Below are 14,779 nucleotides of genomic sequence, written 5' to 3'. Positions count from 1 at the left end.
TTTTGGTTGCGGCTTAGCTGCCTTGGTTTAGTGGTTTAGGAGTTCAGGGGAGAGCGGGATTTCCCCGGTGGCTGAGTTTTCCCGCTCCGGCAGAACGTACCAAAGCCAGCGGCGGCGTTGTCATTTCAAGGTTCCCCCCGCCGGGAGACGAGAAATCTTATTACTTATTCACTCTCCCCTTCGACTTCACTCAGGATGACAGTCAGGCTTCTCTAAATATGTGCACAGGCTGTTAGCTTGCCCCGTTTTTGCAGGAACCAGAATATTTTCTTTGAAGATTTTCTCTTTTTTCTTATTTTTTATAAACCGGTCGCAGCTTTAAAATGTTGTGCGTCCGAAATGGATGCTTTTTTTAAGCCGTTGGTAGTATTTCAAAAAACTTGTTATGAGACAATAAAACGTAAACATCCCGATAAATTTCACAGGTATCTTAAAATTATCAGGAGAAAAAAAGAATGAAAAGATGGCTCTGTGTATGGCTCGTTTCCTTGATGTTTTGCAGCTCGTCTGTAAGTTTTGCTCAGGGTAGTACAGCGGTTCCCTTTGTGACCATCCATCCCGCGCCACATCTTAACGGCATGGCTGGCGCGTTTACCGCTTTGCCCACCGCCGATCCGTTCGGGCAATTTTTTAATCCCGCTCAACTGGCCACATTTGCGCGGCAGAACAATTTTGCCGTCCAATTTTATCCCCAAAAGACGCGCTGGCTGCCGCAATTCACTTTCTCTGATTTCACTTTCAGTAGCACTGCCGCTGCCTTTGGTTATAGTTCCGATAAAATTTTACGGGACGTTTCTCTCAGCTTTGCAGCTGGTTTTGTTAAATCCACACTCGATCTGGGTAATAATATCTGGACGGATGAAGCAGGCAACCAATTGGGCACGTTTCACTCCGATGAGACCTACCAGCAATTCAGTTTTGGCATGGGGCTGGACTGGTATATCAAGTTCAATATGGGATTCGCTTTAAAGAACATTAAGACCAATTTATATCCCACAAATGTGGGAATCGAAGATCAAAAGAAAGATCGCAGCGCAAGAACCATCGATTATGGTTTTTTACTGATCATACCCGCCACAGACCTGCTAAATGTAAAAGGTTTTTCGTGCTCTTCCCTGGGGCAGGTGCAACCGTTTTTCGATCTGTCTTTCGGATTTTCTGTTCTCAATGTGGGCGATGAGATGCACTATATATATGAAAATCAGGCGGCTCCTTTCCCGCGCACCGCAGCGATCGGTTACGGTCTTTCCATGGGACTGGATGGGCATGTATGGGATACGCGTTTAAGACTTATCAAAGCGGATTGGTCTGCCGAAGCCCGAAATTTATTGATCGAACTCAAGGCGGACGAATCCTGGAACTATGTGGCTTTCCCGGGTAAAATTAACTTTAAAGATCATGTTTTACTGGGCAAATACGACCAATACATTACGATTTATCAGGGCTATCGCTTTCAATTGCTCGAATTCATTGAATTTAGTTTCGGATATTTTCGTGGAAGCGGTTATCATCCTTACATTAAAACGCAGGGCATCCAGATTAGCTCCACGGGCATCGGTAAAATTTTTTCCGCACGGATTGATCATCTAATTTTAAAAGAATTGTTAAACAAGTTGTCTGTTTCTTACGTTTGGAGTAAGTATTCCAGCACGGAAACTTCCCATCCGTTAAACGGCACAGAATTTAAAGGATTGACGCTAACATTGAGAGGGTTGTTTTAATTAAAGCCGGAGGCGTAAGCGTCGTTAAAAGCCATTTCTGGCGCCGGCCTGTCGATTGGGAAGGGTTTATTAGTTTAGCGGTTTAGGAGTTTACGGGAGAGCGGGATTTTCCCGGTGGCTAAGTTTCCCCGCTCTGGCAGAACGTACCAAAGCCAGCGGCGGCGTTGTCATTTTGAGGATACCCCCGGCGGGAGACGAAAATTTATTTACTTCTTTGTTGCTCCCGCTCCCCCCCCCTTCGACTGCGCTCAGGGCAAGCCTTCGACTGCGCTCAGGGCAAGCCTTCGACTGCGCTCCCTTGGGCTTCACTCAGGGAGCGGTTAAGGGACGACTCAACGAGCGGTTCTCATCCGAAGGTTTTTCATTTCTAAGCCAACGCCTTTCTCGCAACGAAACGCAAAACGTGTTTTAAACGAAGATTTTTAATACTTTACTTTAACCAGCCGATAACTTAAATTAAAACAAAATATTGAACGGTAATTCATGAAAAAACAAAAAAAGTGGTTGGCCATTACTAAAAAAGTCGCTTTGTGGGCGCTGCTTTTCGTGGCTGTTTTGGGCGCCGCTCTTTCTTTTTTACTCTGGCAGGCTTCTCTTATTTCAGACCTGACCAGAGATTTTCTGAACCATCAATTGCGTCCCCATGCCACGGTACACTACCAATCGCTGGAAGGCAGCCTGTTTAACAACATCCGCCTCAAGGGGCTGCAAATCATAACGCAAGACAGTCTGATTTTAAAAAGCAACTATGTAGAAGTACGGTACCGTCTTTTACCTTTGTTAAAAAATCGCGTGGAAATCAGTAAAATCATTTTTGAAAAACTGAACATCCGTCTGCCGTCCTCCGGAGCTGAAGAAGTCGAAACGTCGCCCGCAAATATCGATTCCTTGCTGGCATCCTGGCAACAATATGTCTCTGTTAAGACTTTACTGGGCAGCCTGCCGGATATTCATCTCAACAATCTTGAAATCCTCTCCGGATCGCTGCACATGGAAGGGCCATCGGTTATTCTAAAAAATATCCATCTTAATATTTCCCGTCTTAAGCTGAAAAAGGATCACATCTACCTTAAGCTGGACAATATTTCCGGCGACTGGCCGCAGCGCAACCTGCAGCTCAAATCGTTTTCATTGACGGTTAACGGCGACTCCACTGGCATCACACTTAACCAGGGAGAAATTCAAACCGCACGTTCGCATCTCTTTTTTAATGCATTGCTCAGTCCTGTGGAAGGTCTGAATTTTAATTTAACCGAATTCCAGATCGATTTCAGCGAATTTGAATCGCTGCTTAACCAGTCCATTCCAGCGCAGGCTCATCTTAAAGGCCAGTTATCGTTCAGCGGCATGCCCGTTCATTTTGGCCTGCAGGGTTACCTGAAGGGGCAATGGCAGACTCAACGTGTGGATTCGCTGGCCTTTCATGTAACTTACAACCGCGGTGAAATATTTTTGAAACGCTTGCTGTTAAACGCCAATTTCGCGCGCCTTTCGGCTTTTGCTTACTGGAACCAGCTTAAACAGATTACCGGCGATGCCACGTTCAAAAAGGTTAACCTGAACCTCCTTTCCCCTGCCTTACCGCCCACGCGCATCAACGGAGACCTTTCCCTGAACGCCGAAAATCTCAATTTTAAAAAATTGACCGGTAAAGCCAGGCTCAATCTCTACCATTGTGCGCTGGACACCATTGAAATCGATTCCATACGATTGAACGTTACCGCCACACAAGGCAATTACCACATTGGCAAACCCTCTTTTATCAAAGTGGCCGATAGTTCGCGCTTTTTGCTGCAAGGTACGCTGGACCGTGATCTTCAAATTAATTTTGATCTTTTTACTTTTAACAATCGCCTCAATCACACTTTGCGTGACCTGGGGTTGGCCGATCTCAAAGGACGCATGGACGGGCGCATCCATCTGGAAGGCCCTTTGAACAATCCCGACTTCTCAGGCAATCTGAGCATCCCCCGCTTGAATTACGCCTCGATTGAACTGGACACCATTCAGTTTAATGTTTTTATTCAAGGATTGAACAGGGAACGTCTGGGCGGCGGCTCATTCAAAATCTTAAGCGGGCGAATCGATAAATTCCATATCGATCGTGTCAGCTTTAATCTTAAAACGATTCGTAACAAAATAGAAATTACCGATTTAAAATTTCTCAGTCGTCAGAATTATTTTTCGACTAATCTGTTCATCAACTGGCAGGAATCGCTGGACAGTTTGAGCGTTAAGTTGTTTCCTTTCAAAGTTCAATACGAAGCGTACTGGCTAAAGGCCACGGATACCCTGACCATTACCGCCAATCCGGATGAAATCAATCTGGAAAATTTTACTCTGGCCGGCCCCCAGAATTCCGAATTATCCGTCAACGGTTTTTACAACTTCGAGCTGTCTGACCTGCAGGCTTACCTGACGTTTAATGAATTCGAAATCGCGCCCTTTGAACAATTCTTAAAAAGTAATCTGAATTTTCGTGGACGCATTAACGGCTTTGTTGAACTTCTGACGCCCTTTACCGATTTAAGCATTCAGTCCGAACTGTGGGCCGACAGTCTCTTTCTGCAAAAAATTTATATGGGAAGATTTTCCAGCGATTTGTACTACGCCAAAGACCTTTTTACAGTCAATGATTTTATGTTGACTAAAGATTCTACCTTTCTGGGACTAAAAGGCGAATTTTCGCTGGGCCTGCGACAAAAAAAGTTCAATCTACTTGAAGACACCGAAGTGGACCTCTTTATCGACTGGGAACGTTTACAATTAAAGCACTACGCCCCGCTGCTAAAAGGCATTCGTCGTTTAGGCGGTTTAACTTCCGGAGATATCGCCATCAGCGGCAGAGTCGATGCGCCGCAAATCAAAAGCCGCCTTAAGCTGGATGATTTCCGCATTGAGGAATTTTCTGGCGACTCATTGCGTATGTCGATTCGCTATGACAGGCAAAAAATTATTTTGGATAGTCTATCGCTTGTGCTGCAGGGCACCTCCCTTAAAATCAGCGGAACCCAGGATTATCGGCTCTCTCTGGTAGATTTTGACGCCGATATTCTGAATCGGCCCTTTGAACTTCATGTGCAAAGCGAAGATAACCACATCTTCTTTTTGCGGAATTTAATCGAAGAGGTGGAATCCATTCAGGGAACTTACCATGTCGATTTGAAGCTGGACGGTACGCCCCTACAGCCCGCTGTGCGCAGCGGTCAAATCTCCTTAAAAAACGGCCAGATACTTCTCGCCATTGTTCGTGACCCGATCGTTAATGTGGATTTTGACGCGACCATCGAAAATCATGTCTTAAATATCGAAACCTTCAGCGCACGTTCGGTGGAAGAAAAAGACTTTATCGAGCGACTGTGGAGGTTTTTGAGCTCTTTGTTGCCCTGGTCCAAACGCTCCTTGCGGGAGGGTTACCTTACCGCAAAAGGAACCATCGATTTGCAGGATATTCTCCGTCCTAAATTTGACCTTGCTTTGAAGATGGATGAATTCTACATCGATTATTTCATTCAAAGCGCCAAACTTCTGCTCACTACGGATAACCTTAAAATCACGGGGCAGGACACCCTAACGATTTCCGGCAACCTTTACATTCCCAAAGCCGTGGTTGAGGTAGACCTGGATCAGATGGCGCGCAGCGTTTACCTGTACGAAGAGGTAATTAAACCAGAGCCGCCGTTTCTGGCGCTTAATCTGGATATCGAAATTCCGGGCAATTTCACCGTCACCAGCTCGCCTTTGAATCTGGCCAATAATTTCAGAATTATTTTTATGGGAGATTTGCAGGTCACCATGGAACCGCCTTCCGATGAACCGCGCATTCTGGGACGCCTGGAAGCCATCAGCGGCAAGTACGCCTCCTGGAATCAAAATTTTATTGTGCAAAATGCAACCATCGATTTCAAGAATAAGTTACCGGCCGATCCGGATATTGACGTTATTGCCGTTAAACAACTGGGCAATAAAAAATTTGAACTGGCTCTGAACGGCAGCATCAGCAATCTAACTCAACAAATTCGTGTTTTTGAAAACGGACGCGAATTGAATCTTTCCGTTTTTGATAAAATCTCGCTGCTGACCCTGGGCGCGGATATTTCAACCATGCAGTCCAATCCCGATTCCGCGTTAAGAGATATCGGGGAAAAGATAGCCACCACTTCAATTTTAACAGCCGTGGAACGAAGCACGGAAAAATTCACCGGACTGGATCGCGTGGAGATTAACGCCAGCGGCTCGCTGGTGAATCTAAGTCGTTTCAAGCTGAATAACGGGTTAAGCGATGCCTCCATCGCCTTTGGCAAATACCTGACCAGCGATCTGTATGTGGAATACCGCACGCGCTTTGGGCAGAACATCCCCGCGCCGCGCTTAAGCTGGGATGCGGGAAATCGGATCGGTTTGCAATACCGTATTAACCGCTACTGGACGCTGGACAGCTACTACGAAAAAACTGAGCGGGGCAACACGCGCATTCGCTTTGGCCTGAATTGGGAGTATTCGTTTTAAAGGATGAATGGATGGTTGGTGAATTGGTTGAATAGTTGATTAGGTGTTATGTTTAAAAGTAAGCATTACCTGAGGTGTGCAGATGTCGAGTTTTCCTTTTCTGGCTTTTAAAGAAGATATTTACTTTTTTGAACTTGTCAAGGGGCAGAAAAAAGCCGCTTAATCAAGGTAGCCCTTGACAAGTTCAAAAAAGTAAAAGTTAATTAATTAAAGCCAGAAAAGGAAAAAAAGCTGTAACGGTGGTCGTTTCAAAAAAAGGCATCCTTTCTTATTTTAAATTGAAATTTTTTTAACGTTAAATTAACCAAGAAAGGATGCCAAAATGAAGCAATCACTACAAAGTAATAAGTTAAGGTTTGACGGACAAGTTTTTTTTATTGGGATTGATGTCCATAAAAAAAGTTGGACAATCACAATTAGGTTAAACGGCATGCAGTTGAAAACCTTTACCATGGAGCCAAACGCAAAACAACTCCAAAAGTTTTTGAAAAAAAATTATCAGGGAGGACATTATTTCTCCGTTTATGAAGCCGGATTTAGTGGATATTGGCTTCACCACCAACTGACGGAATTAGGCATCAAAAACATAGTGGTCAGTCCTGGCGATGTACCTATTAGCAATAAAGAAAAAAGTTACAAAGATGATGCTATTGATTCGCGTAAGCTTGCAAGGGAATTAGAAAACAACTCACTCAAAGCAATTTTTGTGCCTACTCCTAAACAAAGCGCCACGCGCCAAATATCAAGACTGTACGCACTACAGAGTAATGAGAATAAGAAAATTAGACTCCGGATAAAATCATTTTTAAATTACCTGGGAGTTGAGATTCCTTTTGAAGTTGGGAGTCGATGGTCTAATCGATTAATTAATTGGTTAGAAAAACTGGAATTAAAGAATGAAGGAGATCGTTATTACTTGGATCAGTTAATCAAAAACATGAAAGCCAAAAGAAAAGAGCTTTTAGCTACTTTAAAGTTAATCAGAAAAAACTATGCTGACCATCAAGTGATTAAACGATTACGTACTATTCCAGGTATTGGATTAATAACGGCCTTTACCTATTATGCGGAAATAATGGATATTCGTCGTTTTGATAATGAGAATAAGTTAGCTTCCTATGTGGGCTTAATTCCATCTCTTAAATCGTCAGGTAATAGAACTCGAGTTCGAGGGCTTAATCATCGTCAGAATAAACTTTTAAAATTCAGAATTATTGAATCAGCCTGGGTAGCTATAAAAAATGATCCGGCTTTAACCTCAAGTTACGTGAGCTATATTAAAAGAATGCCAAAGCAGAAAGCGATCATCAAAATAGCCAGAAAACTATTAAACAGAATGCGTAGTGTCTGGATTAATCAAAAAGAATATCAAATAGGGAGAATGATATAGAAAAGTTTTAAAAAAAACCGATCTCGTTTCGCGCAGACCGCTTTGTTCAACCTGCAGTTGCAGAAAGTGTAAATTGCTTTTTATAGACTGCGGCTGCGCATTTATCACCAATAACAAACACCTTGTGGCTTTACATAACATGATAAAGACCACTAATAACAGTTTGATCGGATATTTTATTATTAAAGATAGGCTTCTGCAAAATTAACCTGTGGCTCTCATTCTAAGGAGCGAAGCGAAGAAGAATCCATCGTTTTTATTTAACTTATGAGATTCTTCGCTTCGCTCAGAATAACAGATGAAGTAATTTTGCAGAAGTCTATTTAAAGAAAATTTGGAGTAAATTTTTTATGATGAAAAAAATAAGAAGGGATGCCTCTGTCCAAAATTGAAAAAAAATCGATTTTTATTTGACTTTTAACATAACAGTTGAATGGTTGAATGGTCGAATGGTTGAATGGTTAAGTTCCGAAGGAGCGAAACCGTTTCAACGGTTTACGCGAATGAACAGTGGGAAAAATCATTCATCGTGGAACACGTTTCTTTTCACCGTGATCGGCTTTGATCCGGGCAAAAGCTTCGTGGATTGTTGGAGCGAGGGGGTGAGGGCTAATTCGGGGAAGCTCTTCCACCGTTGGCAGGAAAAAAAGTGTAAGAGTTTAAGAGTTTAAGAGTGTAAGAGTTGATTGGTTGATTGGTCGATTTTAAAGTCCTGAAAGGACGAAATCTGAAACCGTTTCAACGGTTTACGTGAATGAACATTGTGAAAAAATCATTCATCGTGGGACGCGTTTCTTTTCACCGTGATCGGCTTTGATCCGGGCAAAAGCTTCGTGGATTGTTGGAGCGAGGGGGTGAGGGCTAATTCGGGGAAGCTCTTCCACCGTTGGAAGAAAAAGAAGTGTAAGAGTGTAAGAGTGTAAGAGTTGAATAGTCGATTGGCCGATTTTAAAGTCCCGAAGGGACGAAATGATTATAGCGAAACCGTTTCAACGGTTTACGCGAATGAATAGTGGGAAAAATCATTCATCGTGGAAGGCGTTTCTTTTCACCGTGATCGGCTTTGATGCGGGCAAAAGCTTCGTGCATCGTTGGAGCGAGGGGGTGAGGGCTAACCCGGTCAATGCCAGCCCTACTCAACGTTTCGGAGGGAAGGATTGAACAAGGCAATCATCAAATAAAAAAGATTCCGTGAGAAAATGATGTTAAACAAAGCAAAAAAAAATATCAAACAACTTTTCTTCTTTGCGCTTATTTTGTGCAACACATACGCCGTTCTTGCCGCCGGACGCAAAATTGATAAAATCCATTTTAGTAAAGTTCCATTTAAAGGCGACCAATCTTTACAAGAAATCATCAATTCCAGAGAGGGTAAATTATACGAACCGCGGCTGGTTAAGCTGGACCGCATCTTACTGACCAATTATTTCAAAAACTACGGCTTTTTAAATGTGTATGTACGCGACAGCGTGGCGTTGGACCCGCGCAAAAACAAAGTAACAATCTATTATCTGATTGATTTGGGCAAGCGCTATTTTTTCGGCGGCGTACGGTTTAGCGGCCTGCATTCTATTACTTTAAACCAACTGGAACCGGCCTTTAAAAATTTGCGCATTGGCGAACCGTTTTTAGAGGCAAAGGTCAGCGAGGCCATCCGTCGTGTGGAAGATATCTACTACAACTCCGGTAAACCGTATGTGCAAATCACGCCCGAATACATCTACGAACAGGATTCGCTCATTTTCCTCTATCTTAAAATTAAAGAGAACGCCACAGTTTACATCAAAGACATTCAATACGAAGGCATGAAACTGGTGCTAAAGTTCCTGATCCGGCGCGAGCTGGAAATAAAAAAAGGCGACCGTTATAATCGTCGCGCATTGAACAAATCGCAACAAAATCTGTACGCCACCGGCCTGTTCCGCTATGTGCGTTTCGATCTGGAACCGCTTGCCGGAGACTCTACCCAGGCCGTGTTAAAAATCCTGGTTCAGGAAAAAGAAGCTCGCTGGATCGGTTTCCGGCTTGGCGTTGCCCACGATCAGGAGATTTACTACGGCAATAAACTGGAATTAACCCTTCAGGGCGGTCACCGTAATCTGTTTGGCACAGGACGCAGCCTCAATTTTTACCTGACGCCTTCATTCTACTACGATTTCGGCAACAACAAAATTTTTAATTCCGACAACAAGGCCACCCTGGTTTACGTTGAACCCTGGATGTTTTACACCAGAACGCCCGGCGTTTTGCAACTGGCATTTGAACAGTACCGCCCCCTGAATAGCGCGCATTTCAATATTTACCGTAGTTCGTTCGATGTACGTAAAGTATTCTCTCCAGGAGTAGAAATGAACGGCGGCTTTTCCGCCAGAAAAGTCGATTTGATTAAAGAAGGCGAAATTGACACCACGCTCATCTCCCTGGAACAAGTGCGTAAAAGCGCGGTGTACTCCGTTTCCTTTTACGCCAAACGGGACAAACGAAAAAACATGTTTAATCCGCACGATGGTTCTTACACCGATGCAAGCGTCTCTTTTAGCTACAGCCGCGGTAAAAACGAAAACGATGAAACCGAAATAAACCGTTACATCACGATGACCGCTTCCTGGCAGCGTTATCAGCCGTTCCGTCCTAAAGTTCTGCACTTTAAACGCTGGAATTTTACCCTTGCCACCCGAATAAAAATCGGCGCCATTTTCGAACCGGCCGGCAACAAAGAAATTCCTATTGACGATCGCTTTTTTGCCGGCGGCGCGACCACCGTACGCGGCTATCACGAACAGTTGTTAGGCCCGGCCGCCGCCTACGACGCCAACGGCAAAATCGTCCGCGCAGCCGGCGGCAAGGCGCTTTTCCTGGCCAATGCCGAAGTGCGTATGCCCCTTTTCTGGCTATTAATCATGGAAACCTTTGTGGACGCCGGTAATGTGTGGGCCGAATTAAAAGACGTCAACCCTTTAACCATCAAACCAACAACAGGAATCGGACTGGCCGTTTTAACGCCCCTTGGTCCCATTCGTATTGATTTCGGCTACAAACTGCTGCCAAAAAAATCCGACCCTTCACGCTACGCCATTCACGCCGGTTTGTATTTTGCTTTTTGATTTATTTAAGCAATAACATTTTTTGCGTGTCGATTAACTTTTGACCGACAATCAGTCGGTAAAAATACAAACCGCTGGGCCATTTAGCGGCGTCCCATATGACCTCATGCCTACCCGCGGCTAAAGCTTTGTCCAACAAAATGTGAACTTTTTGTCCGGTCGAATTGAACAATTCCAGACGAACATGATCTTTTTTCGGGATTTCAAATTGAATTTTCGTGCGCGCATTGAATGGATTAGGGTAATTCTGATGCAGATCATATCCGGAAGCGGGTCGAACATTTTTATTTTCTTTGACAGCCGTGGGCACCAACCTGTAATTATTTTCGAAAATGCTTTGTGCGGTTCGCGCTCTCAATTTCAATTGATTCATATCATGAGCCATGATCAGGCAAAAAGAGAAAGGCACCGAATCGCCGGCCATTAAATCGAATGGGCCGCTGGCCATAATAAAAATGCAGTCCAGACCTTCAGGGTAAGCATATAATAATCCATCCAATGAGTCAAAATATGGATTCAAATTACCATACCCGTTGGCCGTACGAGGCGGATGGAAATAATGCGACGAATCGTACGCGGAAAGATCCGTGGTATCGCCAGCCATTATTTTATACTGGATTTCTTCTTTATTGGCAGCTACCGCCGTCATTCCATCGCCTGACCATGGCCCCTGTGTGGGATTAACATCGCGTGCGCCAGGTCGGAAGTACCAGTCGAACCAGTGCCAGCTGGTCAATCCTAATTTATCATTTTTTGCTACATCGTATGCCCCGTCGCCGTTTAAATCAAGATCGCGGGACGCTGTCGGCGTGTCTAAAAATTTCACCGCACAAAAGGCCAATTTTTTGTCCCCATCAAACGGATTACTATGATCGCCGTCCAGATCATAAATGTAAGCCATATTGTTTTCCAGATCATAAGCCATCATATCGTCGTCACTGGTTCTCCCTGAATACGAGCCATTTCCTAAACGCGAGTAAACATTCGCATCAAAATATAATCCTAAATACGCCTCTTTATAATCATAAGAAGAATTGTTGTGGATGATTAAATTAAAAAAGATCATATCTCTGGCGCTGGTATCTGCATAAGAATAGGAAGATACTTCCACGCGAACATTCATCGGATATCCCTGTCCGGGATCGACGTCTCTTGTGGCCAGCCGATCATCAAACTGGAAATAAATATCCTGATCAGAAACAAATTGGCCTTCAATCTCTCTGACGCATGATGGATCGGCGGGGTCTTTTGCCCAGCGCCCGGGCCAGACGCGTTCGCCATTTATCAAAGGCCATGTGTTCGGAATGGTACTGGTGGCAATTAACGGAGTAGAATCTTCCGCATTGGTGTAATACCCATATTTGCCATAATAATTGCCGGCTGTTGCATTGGGATTATAAAGCTTCGAAGTCGCGTCTTCCACCACTTCCCAGTCCGTGCGATTAAGCCCTGGCGTACGATCAAACCACGACTCGGAAACCGTTGCGCCCCAATAAGTTGTATCGTTCCCAAGGGTAACAAATTCATTGTTTGTAATATCATACACCGTTTTGGGACCAACAGCCCAGGGATGGGGATTGCCATTTTTATCTTTACCCGGAATCCCCATTACAAAAGAAAGGTTGGAAATATATTGAAAATCCCACCACCAGCCTTCAGGAGAAGCCACACCTCCAAAGCGACCATAATTTCCAATGGCTAATTTTAATACGCCCTTATCCTGGTAAGCTCGCGCTCTGTTTTGCGTGGGGTTGTATTGAGCCAATACAAAACTGGTTAAAAATAACAGGAAAAACAACGACAAGACAGGTCTCATAGCCCTCCTCCCTCCTATTCTTTTAAAAGTATTTAAAATAAAAGCGAACACAAGCTGAATTAACGGATAAACGATCAGATACTTTTAAAAAAGGAAATTCTCCTTTTTTCTCACAACCCCTAGAGTTCTGCAAAATGTAAATTTTAGTGTCATATCGAGGAGCGGAGCGACGAGAAATCTTTTGTTTTTGTTGAAGTTAGAAGATTTCTCATCCCGATAAATCGGGATTCGAAATGACATGTATGTGCATTTTGCAGAACTCTAATCACAACCCCGCCTAACTGGCTATCAGAGGAGTCTCAAACAGCTACAATAACTTAGTTACTTATCAACTTATCTCGCGCAAAAAAAATGATATTCTTAACGATTTTATTCAAGGATTTAGTTTTATACCTTTTCAAATATATATTATATATTCAACAAGTCAATGTATTTTTTCAGATGCTAAATCTTTTAATGGCCGATTTTAAAGTCCCGAAGGGACGAAATCTGAAACCGTTTTAACGGTTTATACGAATGAACATGTGAAAAAATCATTCATCGACGGACGCGTTTCTTTTCACCGTGATCGGCTTTGATCCGGGCAAAAGCTCCGTGCATATTTAAGGTAGCCCCCCAACGCCAGTTCTTCCCCTTCTTCCAGACCTTATTCTGGGAGAGCGAGGAGGTGAGGGCTACTCCGCGCAATGCCTACCACCACCGACGGCAGAAAGGTAAAGAGTTTAAGAGTTGAGTGGTCGATTGGCTAACTTTAAAGTCCCGAAGGGACGAAATGATTATAGCGAAACCGTTTCAACGGTGGTAAACCTACGTTCAGCGAACGGGCAGCGGGGAAATCAGTTTTTTCTTAGCCAGCCAGTCGTAGCTTATTCGGATCACGTTCTGAATCAGCTCCTTTTTCTTTGGATGCAGGTGCCCCGCGTCCAGCAACACAATCTCTTTCGGTTTCGGAGTCAAACGATGCAATGCGCGCCAGGAGCTTTCAGGAATTTGCCGATCATACCTGCCGTTGATTAAAAGAAAATCGCCCTTTAAAGAGGGTAAATATAGCCCCGGCTCGACCGGTCTGATTAACCAGGCGATCAAACGGCTAACCATCGGCCTTACAAAGGCAGGAATGGTTTTAAGATTAACCTTAAATATTTCATATAGATTGACGCCGCCGTAGGCCATAATAACCCCGTCAACGCCTGTTTGACGGAGACTCATAACTTTTAAGGCGGAAGGAATGGCCAGCGCCCCGAAGCTATAACCAAGTAAACTGATGCGCGTGGTGTCGGCCCAGCTTTGCTTTTTAATCCATTCCACAAGCTGGCTGATCTGCGCCGGCACAATCAAAACAGAACGGCGGATTTTGGGAATCTCCTCCAGCGCGGTTCCGTCGTACCAGTAATGCGGCCGATATGGATATTCATAGGCGATAATAATGTTTTTTCCATGTTGTGGAATGTAATTGAGACTTCTGCGTCCAATTTCCAGACCGCCCAGCAAAACAATCACCGGTTTTGGAAGCGAATCCTGCTCTGGCGGTTTGCTGATGGTTACGCAAAATGTGTCGGCTTCGGCCCGTTGAAAGGTTATGGTCTCGTACCGACGCAGCTCCCCGTTATGAGCCACGACCTGAAGGTCATACCGCATGATCGAAAGGGGGTAATAAAAACGATTAATGAATTGCAGGGGATTTCGGTTTAAGTAGAACGCCGCAAGGCCTAATAAGACAAACAATCCAACCAGCAAAATCAACACCCATTTTTTCATGATGTTTTACTCCTTACGCTCATTACCGTCCGCAGCCATTCGTGGAAAATTCCGGTCATTCCGGCTCAATTCGGACAGCGGCTCTCTTCCACTTTTTTCACTGCCCCCGCTGACTGATGGAAAGGTTAATCGTATGAGAGCTGACTTGTTAATTGATTGGCCTCGCCATTCAATCTATCCCCTCTAAACTCCTAAACCTATCAACCACTAAACGCTATTTGCCCACAATTTGTTGCGGCCTTTTCCTTACTCTACCTGCCACTTCGCCCGCTATGCGCGAAAATTTTTAATGGTCATGCTCCCTTAAAACAGCAAAGGCTCCCCTTAACGAGAAGCCTTTTTTGAACGACGTGGGCGGTACAGGACTCGAACCTGTGACCTCTACGATGTGAGCGTAGCGCTCTAACCAGCTGAGCTAACCGCCCATCCCATGAAATGAGTTAACTAAATTTAAATAATCAAAACAGAAATGGCAAGCCCT

General features: G+C 44.2%; 6 protein-coding genes and 1 tRNA gene. 4 read left to right on the top strand and 3 right to left on the bottom strand.

What is annotated here, in order from left to right; all coding sequences use genetic code 11:
• Positions 1-455: 455 nt before the first annotated feature.
• From Cabys_RS04905 to Cabys_RS04885, 4 genes are all read left to right on the top strand, one after another.
• A complete protein-coding gene (locus Cabys_RS04905; RefSeq protein WP_006929046.1) occupies positions 456-1,721 on the top strand; it encodes a PorV/PorQ family protein in 1,266 nt (421 codons plus the stop codon).
• Positions 1,722-2,204: 483 nt separating this feature from the next.
• Positions 2,205-6,230, top strand: a complete 4,026-nt coding sequence (locus tag Cabys_RS04900) for a translocation/assembly module TamB domain-containing protein (RefSeq protein ID WP_006929045.1) — start codon at positions 2,205-2,207, stop codon at positions 6,228-6,230.
• A gap of 322 nt (positions 6,231-6,552) precedes the next feature.
• Positions 6,553-7,620: an IS110 family RNA-guided transposase gene (locus Cabys_RS04895; protein WP_071961265.1), complete on the top strand. Its 1,068-nt coding sequence runs from the start codon at positions 6,553-6,555 to the stop codon at positions 7,618-7,620.
• Positions 7,621-8,819: 1,199 nt separating this feature from the next.
• Entirely contained in the window at positions 8,820-10,724 is a 1,905-nt protein-coding gene (locus Cabys_RS04885) for a BamA/OMP85 family outer membrane protein (RefSeq protein ID WP_081475070.1), read from the top strand.
• Between the two features lies 1 nt (position 10,725).
• Here the strand turns inward: Cabys_RS04885 and Cabys_RS04880 are convergent, their stop codons facing one another.
• From Cabys_RS04880 to Cabys_RS04870, 3 genes are all read right to left on the bottom strand, one after another.
• Positions 10,726-12,540 (bottom strand): T9SS type A sorting domain-containing protein, encoded by a 1,815-nt coding sequence (locus tag Cabys_RS04880; protein ID WP_006929041.1) that lies wholly within the window; start codon positions 12,538-12,540, stop codon positions 10,726-10,728.
• 813 nt (positions 12,541-13,353) lie between these two features.
• Positions 13,354-14,298 (bottom strand): alpha/beta hydrolase family protein, encoded by a 945-nt coding sequence (locus Cabys_RS04875; RefSeq protein WP_006929040.1) that lies wholly within the window; start codon positions 14,296-14,298, stop codon positions 13,354-13,356.
• 351 nt (positions 14,299-14,649) lie between these two features.
• A tRNA-Val gene (locus Cabys_RS04870) sits at positions 14,650-14,723 on the bottom strand.
• Positions 14,724-14,779 lie beyond the last annotated feature (56 nt).

The sequence above is a fragment of the Caldithrix abyssi DSM 13497 genome, from assembly GCF_001886815.1.
GTDB classification, from domain to species: domain Bacteria; phylum Calditrichota; class Calditrichia; order Calditrichales; family Calditrichaceae; genus Caldithrix; species Caldithrix abyssi.
This window is presented reverse-complemented; position numbering and strand designations above follow the sequence as displayed.